Here is a 25553-nt window from a genome sequence, read left to right as displayed (position 1 = left end):
CCCGTTGCCATCTCGAACAAGGGAGTGCGTAACAGCAGGTAGTAAATAGCCAGTAACAAGTAATCAGGGCTTAGAAAACTGGCAATCAATAAGATAAGCTCAATCCTGCTGCTTATTACTTTTGTCTTACTACATAGGACTCACGCAAAATGGTTAACAGCCAGCCCCAGCGGGGCGTTATGTCCGGGCTTCGCGGCGGGGGTAGCCCGCCGGGGTGGTGGGCCAAGAACAACAGGTGAGAACTTACGCCCCCGCCGGCAACTGGCATTTCGCGCAAAGCTCGCGCAGGTTCGCAGCACCTTTTGACCGAATTGCGCGGAACTTCCACTGTAACAGCCTTACCATTAAACGCAGGGGTAGGGAGTTGGCTAAGCCATTCACAACCGAAGAGCAACGAAGTTGAAATCCGCGCCAATCAGGGGGCCAGCAGGGCCTCAGCCAGCAGCAAATCCTCGGGCGTGGTGATTTTCAGATTGCGGTAGTCGCCCTCCACCAGCTGCACGGGGTGCAGGTCATCGACCACGCTGGCGTCGTCGGTGAAAGTGGGCAGCTCGGGCAGGCGGTAGGCGCGGCGCAGCAGCGCCAGGTCGAAGGTTTGGGGCGTTTGCATGAGGCGCAGGCGGCGGCGGTCGAGCGGCGACGAGCCAGCCGCGCCCAGCAGCCGCACCGAGTCTTTGGGCGGCACTGCCACGGCCACCGCCCCGTGAATAGCCGCCGCCTGGTAAGCAGCCTCAATCACGGCCGGCGTGATGAGCGGGCGCACGCCATCGTGCACCGCCACCAGCGCGCCCGCCGGCGCATCGGGGGGTAGGGCAGCCAGCCCCGCCTTCACCGATGCCCAGCGCGTCGCGCCGCCCGCCACTAGCTGGTGCGGAATAACAACGTGGTATTCCTCAAGGAGTTGCTGCCAGTAAGCAAGCTGGTCAAACGGCAGCACTACCACCAGCTGCGCCACGCCCAGCGCCGGCCCGGCAAAGCGTCGCAGCGTGTGCAGCAGCACCGGCTCGCCCCGCAGCAGCAGAAACTGCTTGGGCCGGTCGGCACCCATGCGCAGCCCGCTGCCCCCGGCCACCACAATGGCGTAGCGGGGGGGGGTAGGGCTCGTAGAAGGAAGCATAAAATCGTCTGTCATGGCGAGCGTAACACTCTGCGCATCAAGCAGAGATGAAGCGCGGCAATCTTTCCTTCCCGCTAGGGTTAGTAATCCAATGACATGGACGACAAGGAAAGATTGCCGCGCTCCACTTCGTTACGCTCGCAATGACAGACGTTTTACAGCTTTGCCTAGGTGTCTTATAGAATCAGCATCGCGTCGCCATAGGCGAAGAAGCGGTACTTTTCCTTGATGGCTTCCTGGTAGGCTTCCATCAGCAGCTTGTAGCCGGCGAAGGCCGAGGCCATCATCACCAGCGTGCTTTCGGGCAGGTGGAAGTTAGTTAGCAGCGAGTTAGCGATTTTGAAATCGTAGGGCGGGTAGATAAACTTGTCGTTCCAGCCCGAGGTCACCTTGATGCGGCTGTTGGCCGACACCGAGGCGTCGAGGGCCCGCATGGTGGTGGTACCAATGGCGCAAATCTGCTTTTTGGTGTCCATCGCCTTGTTGACGACCTGCACGGCTTCGGCATTCACGAAGAACTGCTCCGAGTCCATCTTGTGCTTGGTGAGGTCCTCCACGTCCACGTTGCGGTAGGTGCCCAGGCCCACGTGCAGCGTGATGTAGGCTTTCTCTACCCCCTTGATTTCCATGCGCTTCATCACCTCGCGCGAGAAGTGCAGGCCGGCGCTCGGCGCGGCCACGGCCCCGATGTTTTCGGCAAAAATGGTCTGGTAGCGCTCCTTATCGGCAGGCTCGGTTTCGCGCTTCAGCACGTCTTTCGGCACGGGCGTTTCGCCCAGCTCGTGCAGCGCCTTGCGGAACTCCTCGTCGGTGCCATCAAACAAAAACTTGATGGTGCGCCCGCGCGAAGTGGTGTTGTCAATTACCTCGGCCACGATATCCGACTCGCCAAAATAAAGCTTGTTGCCCACCCGGATTTTGCGGGCCGGGTCCACGAGCACGTCCCACAGACGGCCTTCCTTGTTGAGCTCACGCAGCAGAAAAACCTCAATCTGAGCGCCGGTGCGCTCTTTTTGGCCGTACATGCGGGCCGGAAATACTTTGGTATCGTTGAAAACGAAGACGTCGCCCTCCACAAAATAATCCAGCACGTCCTTGAACATCTTGTGTTCAAACTGGCCGGTGGCGCGGTTTACCACCATCAGGCGCGATTCGTCGCGGTGGCGGGCAGGGTGACTGGCAATCAGCTCTTCGGGGAGTTCGAACTTGAACTCATGCAGTTTCATCGCCATGATGGGCAGTACTAGGGGGAAGTTACCGAAAATTCGGGGGGCAAAGGTACGCGTTTTTTTTGAGGGTGTGCTTTTATGTGCGGTAAGCTTTAGCTGGCACCGCAGGGCCAGGTGAAGGACTGGTAATTTTCCACCACCTTCGTAGTATTAATGACGAAGTGGGGGCGTTCGCTTGTTGTATTCTTTCGGCAGCAGGCTAAAGCTTACTCTACATTATCCGGCCCTGCGGTGCCAGCTGAAGCTTACCGCACATTATCCGGTAAGCTGAAGCTTACCGCACAGGTAACTCATTATGTTTCTTACTATTCGCCTGGTTCTCGAGAGCTTTGCCTTTGCCTGGCAGGCGCTGCGGGCCAACCTGCTCCGCACCATTCTGTCGCTGCTGGGCGTCACGGTGGGCATCTTTTCGATTATCGCCGTTTTTATGGTAGTCGATTCGCTCGAAAGCAACGTGCGCAGCAGCATGAACTTCCTGGGCGACAAGGTAGTGTACGTGGGCAAGTGGCCCTGGGTCTTCGACTCCGACCGCCCCTGGTGGAAGTATTTCAACCGCCCCGTGCCCACGCTGCGCGAGTTTAGGCAGCTCCAGCGCATGCTGCCCGCCAACAGCCAAAAGGGCGTCGCCATCTTCGTGCCCAAGGGCGGCAACACGCTCAAGGCGGGCGTCAACTCGGTGAGCGACTGCACCTTGCAAGGCGTAAGCTACGACTACCGCGCCATCTCCAGCGTGCCCATCGAGCAGGGCCGCTACTTCACGGTGCAGGAAATGGATGGGGGTAGGCCGGTGGCCATCATCGGGGCCACCATTGCCGAAAATCTCTACCCCCAGGGCGAGCCGGTGGGCCGCCAGTTCAAGACCCAGGGCCGTTACTTTACGGTCATTGGGGTAATGAAAAAGGAAGGCAAAAACCTGCTCGGCACGCCCAGCAACGACGCTAACTGCCTGATTCCTTTCGGTTCCTTCGCCAGTATCTTTGCCATGAGCAGCACGGGCATGAGCGGCCCCTCGCCGCAGCTCGGTGTGAAGGGCCGCGACGACGACCCCGGCCTGCTCAACCTCGAAGCCGAGATGCAGGGCGACATGCGCATTATCCGCGGCCTCAAGCCCCGCGAGGAAGACAACTTTGCCCTGAACCGCCCCGAAATGCTGGCCGATATGATTGGCAAGCTCTTCAGCGTCATCGGGATAGCCGGCGGCATCATCGGCTCTTTCGCCATGTTGGTGGGTGGCTTCGGCATTGCCAATATCATGTTTGTGTCGGTGCGCGAGCGCACCAACATCATCGGAATTCAGAAGTCGCTGGGGGCTAAAAATTACTTTATCCTGTTCCAGTTTCTGTTTGAGGCCGTGTTTTTGTGCCTGCTAGGCGGGGCGGCGGGCATTTTTCTGGTCTGGCTCATCACCCTTATCCCACAAGATTCGCTGACCCTGACGCTGAGCGCGGGCAATATTTCGCTGGGCCTGCTGGTATCGGTGGGCATCGGCATTCTGGCCGGCATCATTCCGGCGGTGATGGCGGCCAATCTGGACCCCGTTATCGCGATAAGGGCCAAGTGAATTGGTGCTTGGGTGTTGGTGCGTAGTGCTTGGGTTGTTCAAAACTTCCTAAACACCCAAGCACCAAGCACCAATTTTCCCTATCTTCGCGCCCCTACTTTTGGCCGCCCCGCTTTTTGGAGCCGGGGCGGTTTCGTTTTTTCCCCACCCTGGCTAGATATGTCCAAACTCAAAAAAACCAGCAAGACCAAGTCTTCCGACGATAACCTGAACGCAGGCTCCGGCAAGACCATCGTGCAGCCCAACGTGAACGATAACAAGCTGACCAGCATCACGGAGCTGCGCCAGCAAACCGGCGGCGTGGCCAAAACCGGCCAGGACCCCGACGAGCAGCGCATCCGCAAAGCCTTCGTTGACAAAGACTGGAACGAGATTAAAATTGCCGATAGCTGGCAGATTTTCAAGGTGATGGCCGAGTTTGTGGAGGGCTTCGAGAAGATGTCCAAAATCGGCCCTTGCGTCAGCATCTTCGGCTCGGCCCGCACCAAGCCCGACAACCCCTACTACCAACAAGCCGAGGAGCTGGCTTCCAAGCTGGTGCGCCACGGCTACGGCGTCATCACGGGCGGCGGCCCCGGCATCATGGAAGCCGGCAACAAGGGTGCCCGCGCCGAGGGCGGCAAGTCGGTGGGCCTCAACATTGAGCTGCCCTTCGAGCAGACCCACAACATCTACATCGACCAGGATAAGTGCATCAACTTCGATTACTTTTTTGTGCGCAAAGTGATGTTTGTGAAGTATGCGCAGGCTTTCGTGGGCATGCCCGGCGGCTTCGGCACCATCGATGAACTGTTTGAGGCGCTGACCCTGATTCAGACCAAGAAAATCGGGCGCTTCCCCATCGTGCTGGTGGGCGTGGCCTACTGGGGCGGCCTCTTTGAGTGGATTAAAAACGTGATGCTGGGCGACGAGCACAACATCTCGGCCGAAGACCTGGACCTCGTGCAAATCGTGGACGACGCCAGCGAGGCGGTAAAAATCATCGATGATTTTTACCACAAGTACTCATTGTCGCCAAATTTCTAGGCCCTACCCCCCTACTTACAAACAAAGAAGCCGGACGGAAACGTCCGGCTTCTTTGTTTGCGGGTTATTTCCTGAAACTGTTGCCATGCCAAACGGTTTGCGTGAGCTCTATCCGACAAGCTCAGTCTAACCGTTTCTTCTTCGTAAAATATTGACTCACAGCTTGCAACGCTTCTATTTCTTGGCCTGAACAGCCGGCTGACCGTGGCATTGCTGATGGCCTGGTTGAAGCGCAGGCCGCCGTCTTTGAACGTAGTAGGCGAGCTAGCGCTCAGCGTGGGATTCACGGTGTTGCTGCCGTCGTGGCGCAGGTAGTCCGTGCCGAAGCTCTGGCTCAGGTCCAGGTTCCAGTCGCCGAGCTTCACCATAGCCCCCAGCACGCCCGAGGTGTCCTGCAAATGGGTATTGATGTTTGGCTGGTAGCCCAGGCTGAAACCGGGCTTGGTGGTGAGGTCGAGGAGATTGGTGCTGGGCAGCACCCAGGGGGCCACGGCCTGCCCGCGCCGGTAGTTGTAGGTGCCAAACGAGTACAGCCGTACCCGCTTGGAAAGCGGCAGGCCGGCGTTGAACACCGCCCGCACGTTCAGGATGCGGGCGTCGCCGTTGTACTGACGGTAGTCCTTATATGTCTTGCGGTTGGCCAGCAGAAACGAGTCTTCCGAGACTTGGTTGCTGCTGAATACCGGCCATGAGTTCAGGTCGCGCTGGTAGTTTTTAGTGGTGGTGCGGTCGCGGTAGTCCACCTCGCCGGTCAGGTTCAGGAAGCCCTGCTGGTTGGTGATAATGGTGCGCCGGATGCCCGACGGCAGGTGCAGCGCCACCAGTGTGGCCCCCGCCAGCGGTGCGCCCTGCTCGGTATGCACGGTGCCGCCCAACGCCGCTATGCGAGTAGTCTGGCTGGTAGTTTCCGGAACCTGGGCCAGCGCGGGCACGGCTGGCAGCGCCAAAGCCAGCAGAGTAAAGGTAGAATAGCGTTTTTCATACGAGGGTGAATAGCATAATTTAGAGAAAAACAGGGCTTTTAGAGCCTGTAAAAGTCGCGGCTTACCTAATCGTCACCAGCTTTTTTCGCCCAATATCACTTCCAACTATTATAATATATAAATAAGATATTAAAACTCATGCTAACAAGCGATAAATCAGTTGTTTCTCGTCTTGTCTGTGGAGCCCTAAATAGGGTGGACCGGCGCTCTTGCCAAAAGTCAGGGAGCGAGTACTTTGCGGCAGCGCCTGCCTTAACGCAATCAGTCTCGGCAGTAAGCTCAGTCAAGAAGCGATTATAATAATTCTCAGCCATTATATGCTGCTGCCGCTTCGTGACCACCTCCCGGCGTTGCCGGAAACCCGCGCGCGCCGCGCACCCTACCCCGCTGTTTTCAGCCTTATGGCGTAAGTCGGTTATCATTGAGCGACGCCGGGCAGGCTGCGCCGAACTAATGGGTCAGGGCGGCGCTTAGGGGAAACTGCCCGTACTTTGCCCTACCATGTCTGAACCCACCGCCGCGCCCGCCAAAAAGCTGTTTCTGCTCGACGCTTTTGCCCTGATTTACCGCTCGCACTTCGCCTTTGCCAAGAACCCGCGCATCAACTCGAAGGGAATGAACACCGGGGCCGTGCTGGGCTTCACGAACACGCTGGTGGAGGTGCTGCTCAAGGAAAAACCCACCCACATCGGCGTGTGCTTCGACGCCGGCAAGACCTTCCGGCACGAGAAGGATGAGAACTACAAGGCCAACCGCCAGGCCATGCCCGAGGATATCGGCATTGCCATTCCTTATATCAAGCAGGTGGTGGATGCATTCCGCATCCCGATTCTGCTGCAAGCCGGCTTTGAGGCCGACGACGTAATCGGCACGCTGGCGCAGCGGGCGGAGGCAGCTGGTTTCGAGGTGTTTATGATGACACCCGACAAGGACTATTGCCAGTTGGTGACGGAAAACATCAAAATCTACAAGCCAGCCTTCATGGGCAACGCCGCCGAGGTGCTCGACGTGGCGCACGTGCTGGCCCGCTTCGAGATTGAGCGCGTGGAGCAAGTCATTGATATTCTGGGCTTGCAGGGCGACGCGAGCGACAACATTCCCGGCATTCCGGGCATCGGCGAGAAGACGGCCAAGACGCTAATTCAGAAGTACGGCTCGGTCGAAAACCTGATTGCTAATGTGGACGAACTCAAGGGTAAGCAGCAGGAAAACGTGCGCAACTTCGCCGAGCAAGGCCTTTTGAGTAAGGAGCTGGCGACGATTCACGTCAACGTGCCGATTGATTTTGAGCCGGATAAGCTCCTGCTGGAAGCACCCGATGCCCCGCGCCTGCGGGCGCTGTTCGAGGAGTTGGAATTCCGGCAATTGGCCGTGCGGGTGCTGGGCACCGACGCCGTGGCGGGGGGTAGCCGCCCGCCGGCCGGGCCGGTGGGGCGCGGGGCGCGGCGGCCGAAAGTAGCGGCCCCGGCGGGCCAGGGCTCGTTGTTTGGTGAGGGTAGCGCGGGCGTCATCATCGCGGCCGAAAACGGCGAGTTCCTACCCGGCGAGGCGGGCGCGGAGTACCACGGCACGACCAAAACGCTGGCCGACGTGCCGCACCAGTACCACCTGGTAAATACGCCGGAATTGCGCAAGTCGCTGCTGGCGTTCCTGTTGCAGCAGATGGAAGTGAGCTTCGACACCGAAACTACCGGCCTGAACACTATGACGGCGCGGCTGGTGGGGCTGAGTTTCAGCTGGCTCGCGGGCGAGGCGTACTACGTGCCCGTGCCGCAGAACGACACCGCCCAGGCACTGATAGAGGAATTCTGTCCATTTTTCGAGAGCGGGATTCTGAAAATCGGGCAGAACATTAAGTATGATTTGCTGATGCTCAAGAACTACCGGGTGCGGGTGAACGGGCCGTTCTTCGACACGATGCTGGCCCACTACCTCATCGAGCCCGACATGCGCCACAACATGGACGTGCTGGCTGAAACCTACCTGCACTACTCGCCAGTGCCCATCACGGACCTCATCGGCCCCAAGGGCAAGAACCAGAAAACGATGGCCGACCTCGACCCTGCCGCCGTCAGCGACTACGCCTGCGAAGATGCCGATGTGACCTTGCAGCTGCGCCACGTCTTCGAGCCGATGCTCAAGGATTTGGGCTTGCTGGAATTGCTGAACGAGGTAGAAAACCCGCTGGTGCCGGTGCTGGCCGCTGTGGAATTTGCCGGCGTGAAGATTGACTCGGCGGCCATGACCGAGTACTCGGCTGAGCTGCAAGGCTACGTACAGGAGCTGGAAACGCAGATTTATAAGGAGGCCGGGCAGGAGTTCAACATCGGCTCGCCCAAGCAGCTCGGCGAGGTGCTGTTCGATAAAATGGACATCGGCCGGGGCAAAATCAAGAAAACCAAAACCGGCCAGTACGCCACCGGCGAGGAAATCCTGAGCCAGCTCGCGGCCGACAATCCCATCGCGGGCCTCATCCTGGAATACCGCCAGCTCAGCAAGCTGCGCAGCACCTACGTGGAGGCCCTACCCCAACTCGTGAGCCCCGTGGATGGCCGCGTGCACACCAGCTTCAACCAGGCCGTGACGGCCACCGGGCGCTTATCCAGCACCAACCCGAACCTGCAAAACATCCCCATCCGCACCGAGAAGGGCCGCGAAATCCGCAAAGCCTTCGTGCCCAGGGATGCCGGCCATCTGCTATTAGCTGCCGACTACTCGCAGGTGGAGCTGCGCATCATGGCCGATTTTTCGGGTGATAAAACCATGATTGAAGCCTTCCGGCTGGGCCAGGACGTGCACGCCAGCACCGCCAGCAAGGTTTTTCACGTGCCTATTAATGAAGTAGATGGCGAGATGCGCCGCAAGGCCAAGACCGTGAACTTCGGTATCATCTACGGCATCTCGGCCTTTGGCCTGGCGCAGCGCATCGGCATCAGCCGCAAGGAGGCCACGGATATTATTGACACCTATTTCCAGGAATTCCCGAGCGTGAAGCAGTTCATGGACGACAGCATCAACCGCGCCCGCGAGCTGGAATACGCCGAAACCCTGCTCAAGCGCCGCCGCTACTTGCGCGACATCAACTCGCGCAACGCCACCCTGCGCGGCTATACCGAGCGCAACGCCATCAACGCCCCCATCCAGGGCACGGCCGCCGACATCATCAAAAAGGCGATGATAAACATCCACGCCTGGCTGGAACAGGAGCGCCTGGGCACCAAGATGATACTGCAAGTCCACGACGAACTCGTGTTCGATGCCGTGCAGGAGGAAGTGGAATTTATTACGCCCAAAATCCGCGAGCTGATGACCCAGGCGCTACTGCTACCCCGCGGCGTGCCGCTGGAAGTGGAGGTGGGGGTAGGGGATAACTGGCTGAAGGCGCATTAGGCACTGGGTTGCCCCCTATAGTCGCGCTCTTCCGGTAAGCGGCATAGGTGGTAAGACAACTTCAGGATGAACAAGTAATAGCCCCAAATACTAAGCGAAGCCAGTCGGTCAGTACGAAGGGCCTCGCCTACTTGCTTCAACTCGGAAGCAGGAAACCAGAATGGCCGGTCGAGCAAGGCTACTTGCTCGGAAAGGCCACCCGGCACGGCCGGTAAATAAAATACATTAGTAATTAGCTGGTTACGCAATTCACTTTCCAGACTGCGCATCTTGCTTTGGACGGTTTGTTGAGAGAATTCCTGCGCAAGACGATACGTGAGTTGCTCCCGATATAAGTCGAAAGGAATCAACTGTACAAAACCAACCTCTTTGGAAATGTTCCGCACGTTACCAGTAACATCTACATCGCACGTATTCGCAATTAACAGCGCGTTAGAGTAACCTTTGGTAAATATGCCTTCCTTGGCTTGCCAGACGGGTAAGCGCACCGAAGGCAGTAAGTCGCCTTGCAATAAATACCCCAGTCCCTGGGGCATGTAAAAATCGGTATAAAGCCGGGGAGAAGTAGCTAGTGGATTGTCAAATTGATTTAATCCCTGCGTAATGCGCTCCTTCTCGGTATCAGTCAGAAAAGCCGGAAAAAGCCGAGCTATTTCCGTTGCCTCAAATGCCATAGGATGCCTATCTCAACGACGTAATGAAGAAAAGCTAGCGCATACCAGCTACGGAAGACTGGGTGCGCGCTAATGCTAATTCATCGGCTAACTCGCTCAGTACATCGTATTCAATGCCCGTGAGCGGCCGAGAACCAACGAACAATGTAGTGGCTACACCAGCCACTACAGGACTATCGGCCGTGAGTTGGAATATTTCAGCCAAAGCATGAGATACGGCAATGGGTTCAACTACCGCCTGCGGGGCACGGCGTACTGATAGATAAGGCAGGCTATCCATCTCAATATAGCAGGAGCCAGTCGGGCAGTCGCGCAACTTATCACCTAGCCACTGAGGACCGGGACCAGCTACCGCTAGTTCTTCGTTGCGGCTCTTATACAAGCTGCTCACGACGGGGGAAGCGGTGAGAGGTAGTTCGGTGGGTGGAAAGAAGAACATAGAATTTATGCAATGCTGTCTTTGAACTTCTGCGTGGCGACGCTCATAAAAGCGGCACGCGCGGCCGTATGAGCGGTATTGACCAGCGTCAGCGCGTCGAAGGCGGCGGATTCGGCTTGCGTAGTGGCGTTGCATTCTAATACTACGCGGGTAGCTGTGCCGGGTTGGCTAACTGTTACTTGCGTCTGGATGGCTACGGTAGTAGCCGGAGGCACTTTGAATTGGTCCTGAGAAACGTGACCGGCTTCCCGAGCGCCTGCTACCCCGGTAAGCTGAGGCAAATGAGCTAGATATTCTGGAGCAGCTTCATCAGCGGCAAGCGAAAAATCGTTGATGTAAGCCATCTGCGCGGCCTGAAGTTTCTGCTGAATGCCCAAGGCATTATAAACAGGAAAGTAGCGGGTAACATGCTCCCGTAGGAACACCTGCCAGCCAGGGTAGGGTTTCAGACAGTTGAATGAAATCAGACCCACCCCAATAATAATGGCGTAGCCGGTGGCTTCGTTCTGCAATACCAAGGAATGGTGGCCGATATTTAATTCGGGCCGGATGGCATGAGGGTCGTTACCATCGCCAATTTTGATTGTCAACTCATAAGGCTGCTTTTGGTGCGGGACAAAACCATCCTCTTTAAGCTGAACGTAAAAGCGGTGGAAGTACTCCACAGCTGGTTCAGATTGCTCTGGAGAAACTTCAAACCTAAAGACACATAGGGCTTCACGCAAGAAGTGATGTGAGAACTCCATAGCTGCCGAGTTGGAAACGGGTAATACTGGCAAAACTGCGAACTGATGAAGATAATTACCGCAAAATTTGTTACAGACGCTGGTTATTGCGGTAGTTCCGGTCCAAAGGTAGGGTCGAAACTTAAATAAATAGAATGGAGTTAACCAACTTGGTTAGGCCATATACTTATAATTTAGCTATTTGCGGTTCGTTAATTGGTCAATCAACTGGTTAACTGCCTTAGCGTGTCAGAGTAGTGCAGAAGACAGCGGGCCGTAGTTTTAGCCTATGAAAAGGCTCTTTCTACTCCTACTAATTATTAGACTTGTTCCTAAATAGATTCTTTTCGTTTCCTGAGATGCCAATTCCAGATGCCACATGCCACGGCCAAGAGCCGGTCATTGAAGGCATTGGACTTGTTGCGGCAGGTCTGCGCTACGCAACCCAATCGTTTGGCTCCGCTGATGGCGTGTTCGACCTTGACGCGGCGGCGAGCGTGGGCCGCGTTTTCGGCCCGTTGCGCGTCGCTCAGGGCTGCGTCGGGGCGCTTTTTACTGCGGCGCGGCTTGCGGTGGGGCAGGCTTTGCGGCGGCAGGTCGTAGTCAGTGACCAAGCCCAGGTAGCCCAAATCGGCCAGCAACTCGAACAGGTCCAGCAACCCTAGGTTGGTATCGAATTCGTTTTTAAGCAGTTGATAGTCATGAACAGACCCGCAGGTCGTTGGACCCAGGTAGTGAATGTAGCGACTGGAGTCGGCGATAAGCGTGTTTTTACGCGTCAGCCTTTTTTTTACCCGACTAATCGGCCGCCCGGTCCACCACGGCCCGCGGCCGGTGCTGGGGGCGTTCGGTGGCATCGAGCAGTAGCACGGGTACGTCGGCGAAGACCTGCTGCATCTGGGCCAGCGAGTCGATGGCGCGGGCCGGCAGCACCCCTTGCGTACGTAGAGTGCGTTCCAGGGCCTTGGCCAGGCGATGGGCGTGTTCGCAGGCTTTGGAGCGGGGCAGGCCAAACGTGGCGGCCAGTACGTCAAAGGTCGGGTACGTTTTGAGGTAGTAGAGAATGAACAATAATTTCTGCTGCGAACTGACCAGCACGCCTTTACGTCCGCCGCCCGCTTTGCGTTTGCGCGGGCGCTGGTCGGTAAAGCGGGCGTCCGCTTCTTGTTGGCAGCCGACCGAAAACGGCTCGGCTAAGTCGCAAAACGTCGCCAGGTCCAGCCCCGTCAAGGCCCGCATCTGGCGGTCATCAGTTATCGTGTTCACGTCAAGCATTCCCAAAAATACTATTTGGGAACAAGTCTATTCTATCAACCCTATCAGCCCACGCCCAGCACGCCGCCACCCTCACCGCCCTCATGCACCACCACCAGGTGCCGGGGATGCAGCTCGTGTACACCAAGGGAAAAACCACCCAAACCTACAGCCTGGGCGTGCGCGAGGCCGGCACCAGCCAGCCCGTCACGGACACGACCATCTTCGAGGCGGCTTCGTTAGGCAAGGAAATGCTGGCCTACGTGGCGCTACGCTTGCATGACCGGGGCGTGCTGTGCTCGACCTGGATAAGCCGCTGCTGCACTACGGTCCCTACCCCCGGCTGCAAGGCCAGGCGCGGGCCGCCTGCATCACGGCGCGCATGGTGCTGGCGCACACGGCCGGCCTGCCCAACTGGGCCGAAAACCCGACGAGCCCCGGTTGGAAAACCTCGGCCCTGGTGCTGAAATATGCCCCCGACAGCTGCTGGAATTACTCGGGCGAGGGCTACACGTTTTTGCAAAAAACCCTGGAGCATGTCACCGGCAAGCCGTGGGAGACGCTGGCTACGGAAGAGATATTCAAGCCGTTGGAGTTGAAAAACAGCAGCTTCCAGTGGCGCGAGTCGTTTGCCACCGCAGCCAGTGCCGGCCACGATGACGCGGGTAAGTCCTCGCCCATTGACCATTTTACCGAGCCCAACGCCGGGTTCAGCCTCTACTCCACTGCCGCTGATTATGGCCGGTTTCTGCGGGCGCTGCACACGGGCGAGGGCTTGCGGCCGGCCACGGCCCGGCTGCTGCGCACGCCCGCCACGCCCGCCAACCGTTGTGGGCAGCCGGCTTCGGCCACCGACCCCTACATTGACTGGGCCTGCGGGGTAGGGCTGGCCACCACCAGTAAAGGATTGGCGCAGTGGCAATGGGGCGATAACGGCAATTTCAAGGGCTTTTTTATGACTTTGCCCGGCCAAAAAGAAAGCCTGCTACTGCTCACCAACAGTGCCAACGGCCCCCAACTGGTGGATGAAGTGCTGACGCTGTTCTTCGGGCCGGGCGAGTACCGGGCCTCGCAGTGGCTGCGGGAGGAGTAGGCGGCCGGCGCGATTGGCGGTTGGCGGCGTACTTTGCCCTACCCTACCTTCTCCCGCCCATGCTTACCCGCTCCCTGCTACTACTAGCCGCTTGGCTGTTGACTACCAGTGCCTTTGCCCAAAAAACGCTCACGCTCCGCTCGCCCGACGGGCAGCTGACGTACCGCCTGCGCCTCACGCCGCAAGCGCCGGTATATGATGTCGTTTTCCACGGCAAGCCGATGGTGGAGGCATCGCCGTTGGGGCTGGTGTTTGAGGCCGGCGGGGCCTGGGGCGCGGGCTTGATGCTGCTAAGCGCCCGCCAAACTGCGGTGGATGAGTACTATAACCTACCGATGGGCAAGGCCAGCCGGGTGCGCAACCATTACCACCAGCTAACCGTGGCCTTGCGCGAAAAGGGGGGGGTAGGGCGGCCGGTGAACTTGGTGGTGCGGGCCTACGACGACGGGCTGGCCTTCCGCTACGAGTTTCCCAAGCCGGAAAAACGAGCGGAATACGTGCTCACCGAGGAAAACTCGACCTTCCGGCTGGCCGGCAACCCCACGGTGCTGACGCTGTTTCGGGAAGGCTACCTGACCTCGCACGAGGGCTTCTACAGCCGGCTGCCGCTGGCGCAAGTCAAGGCCGATACGCTGCTGGATTTGCCGACGCTGTTTGAGTATTCCGGCGGGCCTTTCCTGGCCATTACCGAGGCGGCCTTGCGCGACTATGCCAGTATGTATCTGGCTAAGCAAGAGGGGGTTTTGACCAGTCGGCTCTCGCCGCTGCCCGGCCAGACTGAAGTAAAAGTGCGGGCCGCGCGGCCCGGCCGCTCGCCCTGGCGGGTGTTGCTGCTGGGCCAGCGGGTAGGGGCGCTGCTCGAATCCAATATTATTACCAGCCTCAACGACCCGCCCACCCAGGATTTTGGCTGGCTGAAGCCGGGAATGAGCGATTTTCACTGGTGGAACGGAGATATCTCGCCCGATACCACGTTCGCGCCGGGCCGCAATTTTGATTTCAATAAATACTACATTGACTTTTGCGCCCGGCACGGCATCGCCTACCACACGGTTATCGGCTACGGCAACGCGGCCTGGTACCAGAACGACGGCGAGGGCTACGCGCCCGGCCCGAACACGGACGTGACTAAGCCCGTGGCGGGCCTGGATATGCAGCGCATCGGCGACTACGCCAAAAGCCAGGGGGTAGGGCTGCGGGTGTGGGTGCATTGGCAGCCGTTTTACGCGCAGCTGGACCAGGCGCTGGCGCAGTTTCAGGCGTGGGGCGTGCAGGGCATGATGGTGGATTTTATGGACCGCGACGACCAGCAGATGATTCAAATGCAGGAAGAAATGCTGCGCAAAGCCGCCGACCACCACATCCACATCCAGTTTCACGGCGCGGCCAAGCCCACCGGCCTCGCCCGCACCTACCCGAATGAACTGACCCGCGAGGGCACGTTTAACTACGAAAACAACAAGTGGGGACCGGCCATTACGCCCGACCACGATATCAACATGCCCTTCACGCGGCTGCTGGCCGGGCCGACTGACTACCACCTGGGCGGCTTCCGGGCGGTGCCGCCCGCGCAGTTCCAGGTGCAGTACACCCGGCCGCTGATGATTGGGACGCGCGCCCACATGCTGGCCATGTATGTGGTGCTGGAAAGCTACCTGGGCATGGTCTGCGACTACCCCGCCGCCTACGAGGGCCAGCCGGGCTTCGAGTTTATTCGCGCCCTACCCACCGTGTGGGACGAAACCCGCGTGCCGCTGGCCGAGGTGGCGCAGTACGTGTGCATCGCCCGCCGCAAGGGGGCCGACTGGTTCGTGGGCGCGCTCAACAACAGCCAGGCCCGCTCGCTCTCTTTGAAACTCGATTTCCTACCCCCCGGCCAGTACGAAGCCACGCTGTGGGCCGACGCGCCCGACGTAGCTACGGAGCCCAATCATTTGCGGAAGCAAACGCTGACCGTGAACCGCCAAACCACGCTGCCACTGGCGCTGGCGGCGGGTGGCGGGCAGGTGTTGCGGCTGCACCGGCTGCCGTAAGCCTGGCGTTTCGTTCGGGCGTTCACCTCACCCCCTAGCCCCCTCTCCCGTGGAGAGGGGGGAACTAGTTCTAGCATTAGCTCTAATCAATCGATTTTTAAAAACTAAGACTAAAACTAGTCCCCCCTCTCCACAGGAGAGGGGGCTAGGGGGTGAGGTGAACGCCAGAACGAGTCCCCCTATCGCCGGCCCACCGCCACCGCGCTACCCTGGTACGGCACCACGCGCGCGGTCTTCGCGGCCGGGCCGTCGCCTGCGCCCTGGCCCTTGCTCACGAACACGACCCGGAAGCTGCGCGCCGCCGCCATACCGGGGTAGCGACCGGCGCGGCGGCCGATGGTCAGCTGCTGCGTCTTTTCATTCCAATGCAGCGGGATGGTGGCGTAAGCCCCTTTCTCGTAGTTGTAGGTGTCGTTTTCATCCTCGTAGAGTGTGAAATCCGCGTCGGCACCGGGGTAGATGCGCAACTCTACGGGGGCGGTGGTTTTTTGGGCGGCGTACTGCACCACCGGGCCGAGGGGCAGGATGGAGCCGGCCCGCACGTAGAGCGGCAGCACGTCGATGGGCGTGGGGCGCGTCACGGTTTGGCCGCCGGCCAGGCGCTCGCCGGTCCAGAAATCGTACCAGCCGGTGCCGGCGGGCAGGTATTGGCTTTGGGTTTTGATGGTGCTGAAATCGAGCGCGCCCGGCTGTTTGCCATCCGGGGAGCGCTGGCTGTACTGCGCTTCCGTCACCGGGTTCACGAGCAGCGCGGGGCCGAACATGTACTGGTTATCAATGCCGTACACTTTCGGGTCGCGGGGGAAATCCATTGCCAGGCCGCGCATCAGGGTGTAGCCCTGGTTGGTGACGCGCCACGACAGCGAGTAGAGGTAGGGCAGCATTCGGTAGCGCAGGTTCACGTAGCGGGCCTGCGCGTCGTAGGCCCAATCGCCTTTATTACCAAACTGATATATCTCGCGGGGCGTGTCGGTGCCGTGCGAGCGGAACAGCGGCGAGAACGCCCCGAACTGAAACCAGCGCACGTACAGCTCCCGAAACGCCGGGTCGGCCACGCCCAGGGGGTAGGTTTTGCCCGTGAAAAAACCCCCGATGTCGGTGGTCCAGTATGGGATGCCGGCCAGGCAGAAGTTCAGGCCGCCCGAAATCTGCTTGCGCAATACTGCCCAGCTGCCCTGAATATCGCCCGACCAGGTGGCGGCCGCGTAGCGCTGCTGCCCGGCAAAGGCCGAGCGCGTCAGGATAAACACGCGCTTATCGGAAGTGGCGGCCCGCTGGTGCGTGTACACGCCCTTGATGTGCTCCAGCGGAAAAGCGTTGCGCACGCTCTTGAAGCTGCCCAGCGCGGTTTGGGTCGAGTCCATGCGGCCCTCACGGTCAAACTGCTCTGGCTCCGAGGCGTCGAGCCACCAGGCATCTACGCCTTTGGAAAACAGGTTTTTATTCAAATAACTCCAGTAAATGTCGCGGGCCTTGGGGTTGAAAGCATCATACACCCGCACCCCACCATCGGGCGGCCAGTTCTTGAAATCGAACAGCAGATTTTCCTGCTTCAATTGCTGGAAAATGGCCGTTTTATCGCCGAACGACGGCCACACCGATAGCATAAAATGGGCGTTCAGGGCGTGTACCTGGTCCACCATTGCCTGCGGCTTGGGGAAATTGGTGTTGCCGAATTCGGTGGAGTTCCAGTAGTGGTTGTCGGTGCCCCAATACTGCCAGTCCTGCACGATGTTATCGAGCGGCACGTGGCGGCGGCGGTATTCCCGCACCACGTCCACCAGTTCCTGCTGGCTTTTGTAGCGCTCGCGGCTCTGCCAAAAGCCCAGCGCCCACTTGCCGAAGAGCGGGGCCGGCCCGGTCAGGTCGCGGTAGCCCGCCACCACGGCGTCCAGGGCCGGGCCGTACACGAAGTAATAATCAATGTAATCGCCCACCTCGGAGGCAAACGACGCGCCCGCCGCGTTGTCGCGGAACGTGGTAGTCGAGTAATTATCCCACAGCACCCCGTAGCCGGCCGTGGACACCAAGAAGGGGTTGGCCACGAACTGGTTGTTCTGCCGCAGCTTCACCTGGTGGCCGCGCCAGTTCATCACCCCGTCCTGAAACTGACCCAGCCCGTACAGCCCCTCGCCCGCACTCAGCGCGAAGCGCTGCCGCACCACGAAGGCCGGCTTGCCCACGTCCAGCGTCGGCGTGAAGAGCGAGTCAACCAGCTCGGCCTCGCGCAGCAGCGCCGCGCCCGCCAGGGTAGCAAAGCGCACGGCCCCGCTGCGTACATCCAGCACCACGCGCAGGCGGCTGGTTTTAATGGTTAGCTCGGTCGGGCTTTCGGCCACCTCAAATTTGGCCGTTGCCTCCGGCGCTTTGATAACCGAGAGGCTGGTTTTCTGGAACTTCGCGCCCATTGGGGCGCGCCACACGCGCACCGTGCCGGGCGCGTACACCTGAATTTCCAGGTTAATCGTGCTGGTATGCACACTCACGGCTTGCCCCCGCACCTGGTAAATGGGGTCGGCGGCCAGGGCCGGCCGCGCCGCGCCGTCGCTCACGGCCAGCAAAGTGCATATTATGAAAACATTACGCATAAAAAAACCGCACGCCGACGACGAAGGTGAGCCGACTACCGCAAAGGCTAAAATAGGCCTGGGTTTTTGGTGAAAGCGATTCAGGCCGGTTTTGGTCTATTTTATGCTGGAAAAATACCGATTTTATGGGGTATTGACCGGGGCGGGCTGCCGGCTTTTTGGCTGGCTGTCCGCTCGTCGGGCGCCGCATACTTTTGCCTGATGCTACCTCCCAAACCCGCCTGCCACGCCGCCTGCCTCGCCTACGTACACGCCCGCCTCGACGCGGCCCGCGCCGGCATGGCCGCCGCCCAGGAATCCAGCAATTCCGAAACCAAGAGCAGCGCCGGCGACAAGTATGAAACCGGCCGCGCGATGGCCCAGCAGGAGCGCGACCGCCACGCCGCCCAACTCCACGAAGCGCAGCAGCTGCTGGCCGCGCTGCAAAAACTAAACCCCGAGCTACCCAGCGATACCGTGCGCACCGGGGCGCTGGCCAGCACCAGCCTCGGGCTATTCTACATCAGCATCGGCGCGGGCAAGCTGACGACTGCCGAGGGCCGGGAGTTTCTGGCCGTGTCGCCCGCCGCGCCGGCAGCAGCAGCCCTGAACGGCAAAAAGGCCGGGGAAGAAGTGGTTTTTAATGGCAAAAAAATTCAAGTAGAAGCCGTGAGCTGACCACGGGTAGGCGCACCCTGGCCGCTGGCTGGCCGTATGCGTAAGCTCAACTTCAAACCCTACCCCCAAGCCATGCTACGTAAAACTCAACCCACTACCCTGCAAAATGTGGCCCGCGGGCTGCTGGGTACTTTCATGGTGGCGGCTGGCACGGGCCACCTCACCTTCGTGCGGAAAGATTTTCAAGCCCAGGTGCCCGACTGGGTGCCGCTGGATAAAGACACGGTCGTGCTGCTCTCGGGAGTGATAGAAATTGGGTTAGGAGTGGCCCTGCTTGCCTTAAAGGGGAAAAACAGGGTGCGGATGGGGGTAGGGCTAGCTGTGTTTTACGCGCTGATTTTTCCGGGCAATTGGTCGCAATACAGCCACCACCGCTCGGCCTTTGGCCTCGACACCGACGCCAAGCGCCTGGCGCGGCTGTTTTTTCAGCCCGTATTGATGGGGGTAGCCCTGTGGTCAACCGGAGCCTGGCACGCGCTGCGAAAAGGTAAATAACAGCCCGCGAAATAGTTTTACCTGGCAAACGGCCACTTGGCCTCGCGGCGGCTCCAGAGCAGAAACGCGACCGTACCCAAGGCCATCATGCCCAGGGCGGCGAGCTGAAAATACAGCCGGAAATGCACGCCACCCCAGTTCACCTCCAGCGGCGCGATGCCCGCGAACACGGCCAGCCACACGATAACCGCCACGATGACGGGCAGCGGGTAGAGGGGCATTTTGAAGGGCAGCGACGCCGTGCCGCGCCGGCGGCGCAGCAGCATCAGCCCCACCGCCTGCCCCACGAACTGCACCAGAATGCGCATCGCCAGGATGGCCGAAATCACCTCGCCCAGCCGAAACAGCAGGCTGAACACGAACCCTACCCCCCCAGCAGCAGCAGCGACACGTAGGGGAAGTGCTTGGTAGGATGGAGCTTACCAAAAATGGGCAGAAATTCGCCATCGGCCGCCGCCGCGTAGGGAATGCGCGAGTAGCCGAGCAGCACCGCAAACAGCGACGCGAACGCCACCAGCAGCACCATGCCGGTGGCCACGGTGGCCGCCGCGTGCCCGTAGAGCCGCTCCATAAACACGCTGATAATGAACTGCGACTTGTCGCTCGCGCCGGCCTGCCAGCTCTGCACTTCCTCCCACGGAATGACGGTGCCCACGCTCCAGTTCAGCGATAAATAAAGCACCGCGATGCCCAGGATGCTTAGAAAAATGCTGCGCGGAATGACCTTCTCGGGCCGCACGATTTCGGCCCCCAGGTGGCACACATTATAGTAGCCGAGGTAGGAATAAATGGTTTTGACGGCCGCCTGGCCCATCGCCACCGAAAGGAGCAGGCCGGGTAATTTCCCTACCCCCCCCACCGGCAGCCAGGCCACCGGGTGGTTGGCGTGGGTGAGGCCCCCGAAAATCAGCCAGCCCATGAGGCTCAGCACGCCCACCCACAGCGCCACGCCCAGCTTGCCAATGTCCTCGATGCGGCGGTAGAGCAGCGCCACCAGCAGCAAAACGACCGAGCCGGCCACCACTTTGGGCTGCCACCACTCGGTCATGGGCACGAGGTAGCCGAAGTATTGGGCGAAGCCGATGGCCCCCGATGCCAGCACCAGCGGCGATTGAATGAGCGTTTGCCAGACGTAGAGAAACGACATGAACCGCCCCCACTTCTGCTCGCCATAGGCCAGCTTGAGGAAGCGGTATGAGCCGCCTGCCTCGGGGTAGGCCGCCCCCAGCTCGCTCCAGATGAGGCCGTCCACGGCGGCCAGCGCCGCGCCCACCATCCAGGCCAACAGGAAGTTAGGCCCCATAAACCCCATCACCAGCGGCAGCGTGACAAAGGGGCCGATGCCCACCATGTCAATCATGTTGAGGGCAGTGGCTTGCACCAGGCCCAAACGGCGCTGTAGAGATGGTTGCGACATAGGCGACGAAGGTACTGGTAGCGCGGACTCTGCCGGGTCCGCGCGTAGCACAATTGCCGAACGGCACCACGCGCGGACTCGTAGAGCCCGCGCTACAAACCCTACCGCAGGCCGACGGTTTGGTCGGTCGGCGTCATTCCTTCGGCCAATCCTACCAGCCGCACCAGCTCGGCGCGGTAGCCTTCGGCGTCGGGGCCGCGGCCGGCCTGGGCCAGTCGGGCGGCGCTGGCGTAGGTGGCGGTGCCGCGCTGCTCGCTCTGGCGCAGCAGCATTCCAAACTCGGCCACGGCGGCGGCAAACTGCTGGTCGGCTGAGGCCTGGGCGAGGGGTAGGGCTGCCCCGGCCAGGGGCTGGGCCAGCAGCCGGCTGGTGTTGCCCTGCGGCTCCTTGTAGCGCAGCTTCACGGTGAGCAGCTCGGTGGTGAGGCCCGCCGACCGGGCCAGCACATCCTGGCCGGGCTGGTAGGTGGCGGGCTGATATTTCAGCTTATCAATCAGTGGGTTGCTGGAATTGACGGGCACGATTTCGTAGAGGGCCGTCACGGTGTGGCCCGCGCCCAGCTCGCCGGCGTCTTTGCGGTCGTTGTTGAAATCCTCGTTGGCCAGCAGGCGGTTTTCGTAGCCAATGAGGCGGTAGCCGGCCACGCGGGCGGGGTTGAACTCGACTTGCAGCTTCACGTCTTTGGCCACCGTGAAGAGCGTGCCGCCAAACTGCGCCACCAGCGTGCGGCGGGCCTCGTCGAGGTTGTCGAGGTAGGCGTAGTTGCCGTTGCCTTTGTCGGCCAGCAGCTCCATGCGGCTGTCGCGCAGGTTGCCGCGCCCCACGCCCAGCACGGTCAAAAACACGCCCGTTTCGCGCTGATTGACAATTAGTTGCTTCATCGCTGCGTCCGAGCTTTCGCCCACATTGAAGTCACCATCAGTAGCCAGAATAACGCGGTTGTTAGCTTCCTTCTTGAAATATTGCTGCGCAGTGGAATATGCCAGGCGCAGGCCCGCGCCGCCGGCCGTGGAGCCGCCCGCTTCGAGCCGGTCAATGGCTTCCAGAATGGCATTTTGCTGCGAGCCGGGGGTAGGCGGCAGCACCAGGCCGGCCGCGCCGGCGTAGGCCACCAGCGCCACGTGGTCCTGGGGCCGCAGCTGGCGCACCAGCAGCCGCAGGCCGGCCTGCACCAGCGGCAGGCGGTCGTCGCCCATCATCGAGCCCGACACATCGACCAGAAACACCAGGTTGGCGGGGGGCAGGCTAGCCGTTTCAATCTTTTTGGCCTGAATACCGATGCGGGCCAGCTGGTGACCGGCGTCCCAGGGGCAGTCGCTCAGCTCGGCGCTGATGCGCACCGGGTCGGGGCTGCTGGCGGCGGGCGCGGGCAACGCGTAGTGGAAGTAATTGAGCATTTCCTCCACCCGCACGGCATCGCGCGGGGGCAGCTGGCCTTCGTTGAGAAAGCGCCGCACGTTAGTGTAGCTGGCGTTGTCCACGTCGAGCGAAAACGTGCTCAGCGGCTCTTTGCTGACGGGATGAAAGGCGTTTTCCTGAATAGTGGCGTAGGTATCGCCTGCGCCGGCCTCGGCGCGGGCAGGGTAGGGCGCGAGGGTAGGCGCGAGGTAACCGGCCCCGGCCATATCATAGGCAGCTGATTTATCACGCATTGCCGCAGCGGGCAACGGTCTGGTAAGCCGCGAATTACGGCTGGCCCGGCTCATTTGCACGCCGGCCGCCCGGCCGTCCAAGCCCGTAGTCACTACTTCGTTCAGGCTTCTGGTGTCGGCGCGCAGCACCACGTTCAGCGGGGCGGAGCCGGCGGGCACGGCGACTTCCTGGGTGATAAAACCCACAAAGCTGAATAGCAGCCGCGCGCCCCGCGCCGGCCGGCCGGCCGGCCAGCACGTAGTAGCCGCTGGCATCGGTGCTGACACCCGTGCGGGTGCCCTTGAGCAGCACCGTAACACCGGGTAGGCCCTGGCCTGTGGTGTCAGTAACGCGACCACTCAGGGTGCGGGTAGCGGCGCTGGCGGGGGCAACCGGCTTCGGCTTTTGCGCAGCAGCGGGCGGGCAAACGGCCAGCAGCCCAAAAGGCAGGAGCAGCGCGGGAAGAAGCTTTTTCATGGCAACGGCGAGGGGTAAGTGAGAGACTTATCCTGCTGATGCCGGAGCGCCCGCAATTGCACAAGGTGTTGCCTCGGGAAGTTACCGCTGAGGTGCGCTGAGGTGCGCTGAGTGTCCGCTGAGCGCGCCTACTTCCCCACCCGCCACACCGCCCACATCAGCAGCGGCTGTAGGGGTAGGCGCGCCCACAGCACCCACGCCGGAATGTGCAGCGCAGCCGCTAGCCCCACCATATACACATTGGCCGGAAACACCGCCACCAGCAGCGCCAGCAGGCCCCAGGCGGCCCAGCGCCGGGTGGCGGGCCGCAGCAGGCCCAGCCCGCCGGCCACCTCGGCCGCGCCGCTCAGCAGCACCAGCAGCCGGGGCGCGGGCAGGGCCGGCGGCACAATGCGCTCGAAGGTTTCGGGGTGAATAAAATGCAGCGCGCCCGCGCCCACAAACAGCAACGCCAGCCCGATGCGCAGCCAGCGGCGGCCGGCCGGCGCGGCGGGGGTAGGCACGGCTAGCGGCGGCCGGCGCGCATCGCCGCCAGGCCGCTATCGAGGAAGCGTACGAAGTTGTCGGGGTCGTAGTTCGCGCCCTGGGGGGTAGCGAGCACCTTTTCGGTGGCCGGGTCGAGCTGCACGTAGAAGGGCTGCGAGTTGGCGTTGTAGCGCGTGGCCTGGAAATCGCTCCACTTGTTGCCGATGGTTTTCAGCTTCTTGCCGCTGAATTTCGACACGGTTTGCTCGGTTTCGGGCAGCTCGGTTTTGTCGTCCACGTAGAGCTGCACCAGCACGAAATCGTTGCGCAGGCGTTGCAGCACGCGCGGGTCGGGCCACACGGTGGCTTCCATTTTGCGGCAGTTCACGCAGGCATTGCCGGTGAAGTCGATGAGAATCGGCTTGTTTACTTTTTGGGCGTAGGCGCGGGCCTCGTCGTAATCGAAATACGCATCGAGCCCCAGCGGCGCGTGGAAAATATCGCCATACTTGTGCTGCTCGTGGGGCGTGGCGGCCGCGCTGCCCCCGCCGCCCAGCGTGGGGGTGTAGAGGTCGAAGTCCTGGGTGTGCTGGGGGGGTAGGAAACCCGCCACGGCTTGCAGCGGCGCGCCCCACAAGCCGGGCACCAGGTAGGTAGTAAAGGCCAGCACGATGATGGCCATAAACAGCCGGGGCAGCGACACGTAGTCCACCGGACTGTCGTGCGAGAACCGGATTTTGCCCAGCAGGTAAAAGCCCAGCAGCGCGAAAATAATAATCCAGAGCGAGAGAAATACCTCGCGGTCAAACCATTGCCAGTGGTAGGCCAGGTCCACGTTCGACAAAAATTTCAGCGCTAGCGCCAGCTCCAGAAAGCCCAGCACCACCTTCACCGAGTTCAGCCAGCCGCCCGACTTGGGCAAGGATTTCAGCAGCGCCGGAAACGCCGCGAACACCGTGAACGGCAGCGCCAACGCCAGCGAGAAGCCAAACATGCCCAGCGCCGGCGACAGCAAGTGCCCCGTGCTGGCCGCCTGCACCAACAAGGTGCCGATGATAGGTCCGGTGCATGAAAACGACACCAGCGACAGCGTGGCCGCCATAAAAAAGATGCCCAGTAGCCCGCCCTTGTCGGCCTGGGTGTCGGTTTTGGCAATCCAGGAGTTGGGCAGCGTCAGCTCGAACGCACCCAGAAACGAGGCCGCGAACACCACCAGCAGGACAAAAAACACGAGGTTAAATATGCCGTTGGTAGCCAGATTATTGAGCGCATCGGCCCCGAAAGCGACAGTCACGAGCAGGCCCAGCGCCACGTATATCACAATGATACTCAGGCCATAAAACGCTGCCCGGCCCACCGAGCCGGCCTTCGAATACTCGCCTTTGGTAAAATAGCTGACCGTGAACGGCAGCAGCGGGAAAATGCACGGCATGAGCAAAGCCGCCAGCCCGCCCACAAAGCCCGCCAGAAAAATGGCCCACAGCGACTGCGTGGCGGCCGGCGCGGCCACCGCTGCGGCCGTAGCCGCCGGCACCGCCGGCGCATCGGCCGCCACTACCGAGTCCGACGCGGCGGCCGGTGCCAGCATCGGCGCAGCGCCGGCCTCGGGCCGGAAGACGGCCGTATCGGGGGCGGTCGGCGCGGCGGCGGTCGGCGCGGCGGCGGTCGGCGCGGGAGCAGTGACTACGGCAGCAGCGGCCGCCACCGGCGCGGCTTTGGTCGGCGTGGGGGGGGGAGGCGTGGTTTTAGCGGCCGGGGCGGCGGTGCCTTTCACGTCGAGGCTGAAGTCCAGGTCGTCGGGCGGCAGGCACTTCTCGTCGTTGCAGACCATGAAGGTGAGCGTGCCTTTCACGGTGGCTTGCGGGGCCTTGAGGCGGATTTTCTGGCTGAACACCGCCCGCTTGGGGAAATAGGCGATGTTCATGTTGAAGGCTTTTTCGAAAGCTTTCACCGGCTCGGGGCTCTCCGTGACCTTGCCCACCAGCTCGTAGTCGGGCGAGGGCACGAACTTGAAGCTCGTGGGCTCGGGCCCGCCTTCCTCAATAAACTGCGAGTAGATGTGCCAGTTGCCCGCGATGGTGGCGGAAAACGTAAGCGTGGATTCGCCAGATTTATCGGCCGGTGAAGCAGCAAATTTCCAGGTCACGGGCCGCTCAATCTGGGCCGCCGCGGGGGCAGCCAGGCCGAGCAGTAAGCTCAGCAAGGGCAAAAAAAACAGCCAGTTACGGCCGGGCAGGCCAACGAAAACACTTCTCATACACGCGAAAAAAAGACGACCCGCCAGAAAACGGCGGTGCC

General features: G+C 60.8%; 17 protein-coding genes and 2 pseudogenes. 8 read left to right on the top strand and 11 right to left on the bottom strand.

What is annotated here, in order from left to right; all coding sequences use genetic code 11:
* Positions 1-415: 415 nt before the first annotated feature.
* On the bottom strand, positions 416-1117 hold the full coding sequence (locus A0257_12945) for a 2-C-methyl-D-erythritol 4-phosphate cytidylyltransferase (protein AMR29754.1): 702 nt from the start codon (positions 1115-1117) through the stop codon (positions 416-418).
* Positions 1118-1293: 176 nt separating this feature from the next.
* On the bottom strand, positions 1294-2343 hold the full coding sequence (locus A0257_12940; GenBank protein AMR27903.1) for an S-adenosylmethionine:tRNA ribosyltransferase-isomerase: 1050 nt from the start codon (positions 2341-2343) through the stop codon (positions 1294-1296).
* 298 nt (positions 2344-2641) lie between these two features.
* On the opposite strand from A0257_12940, the gene A0257_12935 reads away from it, so the two are divergent.
* Together A0257_12935 and A0257_12930 are read left to right on the top strand one after the other, a co-directional pair.
* A complete protein-coding gene (locus A0257_12935; GenBank protein ID AMR27902.1) occupies positions 2642-3907 on the top strand; it encodes an ABC transporter in 1266 nt (421 codons plus the stop codon).
* A gap of 261 nt (positions 3908-4168) precedes the next feature.
* Positions 4169-4933 (top strand): TIGR00730 family Rossman fold protein, encoded by a 765-nt coding sequence (locus A0257_12930; protein ID AMR29753.1) that lies wholly within the window; start codon positions 4169-4171, stop codon positions 4931-4933.
* Positions 4934-4944: 11 nt separating this feature from the next.
* Here A0257_12930 and A0257_12925 read toward each other — a convergent pair whose 3' ends face one another.
* Positions 4945-5880 (bottom strand): hypothetical protein, encoded by a 936-nt coding sequence (locus tag A0257_12925; GenBank protein AMR27901.1) that lies wholly within the window; start codon positions 5878-5880, stop codon positions 4945-4947.
* A gap of 537 nt (positions 5881-6417) precedes the next feature.
* Here A0257_12925 and A0257_12920 point away from each other — a divergent pair.
* Complete coding sequence (locus A0257_12920; protein ID AMR27900.1) at positions 6418-9306, top strand: DNA polymerase I; 2889 nt, start codon at positions 6418-6420, stop codon at positions 9304-9306.
* Here the strand turns inward: A0257_12920 and A0257_12915 are convergent.
* Both A0257_12915 and A0257_12910 read right to left on the bottom strand, forming a co-directional pair.
* Positions 9303-9980, bottom strand: coding sequence for a hypothetical protein (locus tag A0257_12915; GenBank protein AMR27899.1), 678 nt, complete (start codon positions 9978-9980; stop codon positions 9303-9305). The two genes, A0257_12920 and A0257_12915, sit on opposite strands and share 4 nt — an antisense overlap.
* A gap of 444 nt (positions 9981-10424) precedes the next feature.
* Entirely contained in the window at positions 10425-11165 is a 741-nt protein-coding gene (locus tag A0257_12910) for a hypothetical protein (protein AMR27898.1), read from the bottom strand.
* Between the two features lie 338 nt (positions 11166-11503).
* On the opposite strand from A0257_12910, the gene A0257_12905 reads away from it, so the two are divergent.
* The gene (locus A0257_12905) at positions 11504-11809 is read left to right on the top strand and encodes a hypothetical protein (GenBank protein AMR27897.1); all 306 of its coding nucleotides are present in this window, start codon (positions 11504-11506) and stop codon (positions 11807-11809) included.
* 133 nt (positions 11810-11942) lie between these two features.
* On the opposite strand, the gene A0257_12900 is transcribed toward A0257_12905, so the two are convergent.
* Complete coding sequence (locus tag A0257_12900) at positions 11943-12419, bottom strand: hypothetical protein (protein AMR27896.1); 477 nt, start codon at positions 12417-12419, stop codon at positions 11943-11945.
* Between the two features lie 274 nt (positions 12420-12693).
* On the opposite strand from A0257_12900, the gene A0257_12895 reads away from it, so the two are divergent.
* The gene (locus A0257_12895) at positions 12694-13491 is read left to right on the top strand and encodes a hypothetical protein (GenBank protein ID AMR27895.1); all 798 of its coding nucleotides are present in this window, start codon (positions 12694-12696) and stop codon (positions 13489-13491) included.
* A gap of 59 nt (positions 13492-13550) precedes the next feature.
* Entirely contained in the window at positions 13551-15524 is a 1974-nt protein-coding gene (locus A0257_12890) for a glycoside hydrolase (protein ID AMR27894.1), read from the top strand.
* A gap of 179 nt (positions 15525-15703) precedes the next feature.
* Here A0257_12890 and A0257_12885 read toward each other — a convergent pair whose 3' ends face one another.
* Complete coding sequence (locus A0257_12885) at positions 15704-18112, bottom strand: xylosidase (GenBank protein ID AMR27893.1); 2409 nt, start codon at positions 18110-18112, stop codon at positions 15704-15706.
* Positions 18113-18313: 201 nt separating this feature from the next.
* On the opposite strand from A0257_12885, the gene A0257_12880 reads away from it, so the two are divergent.
* Together A0257_12880 and A0257_12875 are read left to right on the top strand one after the other, a co-directional pair.
* Complete coding sequence (locus A0257_12880; GenBank protein ID AMR27892.1) at positions 18314-18769, top strand: 3-oxoacyl-ACP synthase; 456 nt, start codon at positions 18314-18316, stop codon at positions 18767-18769.
* 72 nt (positions 18770-18841) lie between these two features.
* Positions 18842-19264 (top strand): hypothetical protein, encoded by a 423-nt coding sequence (locus A0257_12875; GenBank protein ID AMR27891.1) that lies wholly within the window; start codon positions 18842-18844, stop codon positions 19262-19264.
* A gap of 17 nt (positions 19265-19281) precedes the next feature.
* On the opposite strand, the pseudogene A0257_12870 reads toward A0257_12875, so the two are convergent.
* From A0257_12870 to A0257_12855, 4 genes and pseudogenes are all read right to left on the bottom strand, one after another.
* Positions 19282-20681, bottom strand: a pseudogene (locus tag A0257_12870) (amino acid permease).
* Positions 20682-20782: 101 nt separating this feature from the next.
* Positions 20783-22790 (bottom strand): annotated as a pseudogene (locus tag A0257_12865) (hypothetical protein).
* Between the two features lie 128 nt (positions 22791-22918).
* Complete coding sequence (locus tag A0257_12860) at positions 22919-23257, bottom strand: hypothetical protein (GenBank protein ID AMR29752.1); 339 nt, start codon at positions 23255-23257, stop codon at positions 22919-22921.
* Positions 23258-23295: 38 nt separating this feature from the next.
* Entirely contained in the window at positions 23296-25512 is a 2217-nt protein-coding gene (locus A0257_12855) for a disulfide bond formation protein DsbD (protein AMR27890.1), read from the bottom strand.
* Positions 25513-25553: the final 41 nt, after the last annotated feature.

It is taken from the genome of Hymenobacter psoromatis (genome assembly GCA_001596155.1).
Lineage (GTDB): Bacteria > Bacteroidota > Bacteroidia > Cytophagales > Hymenobacteraceae > Hymenobacter.
This window is presented reverse-complemented; position numbering and strand designations above follow the sequence as displayed.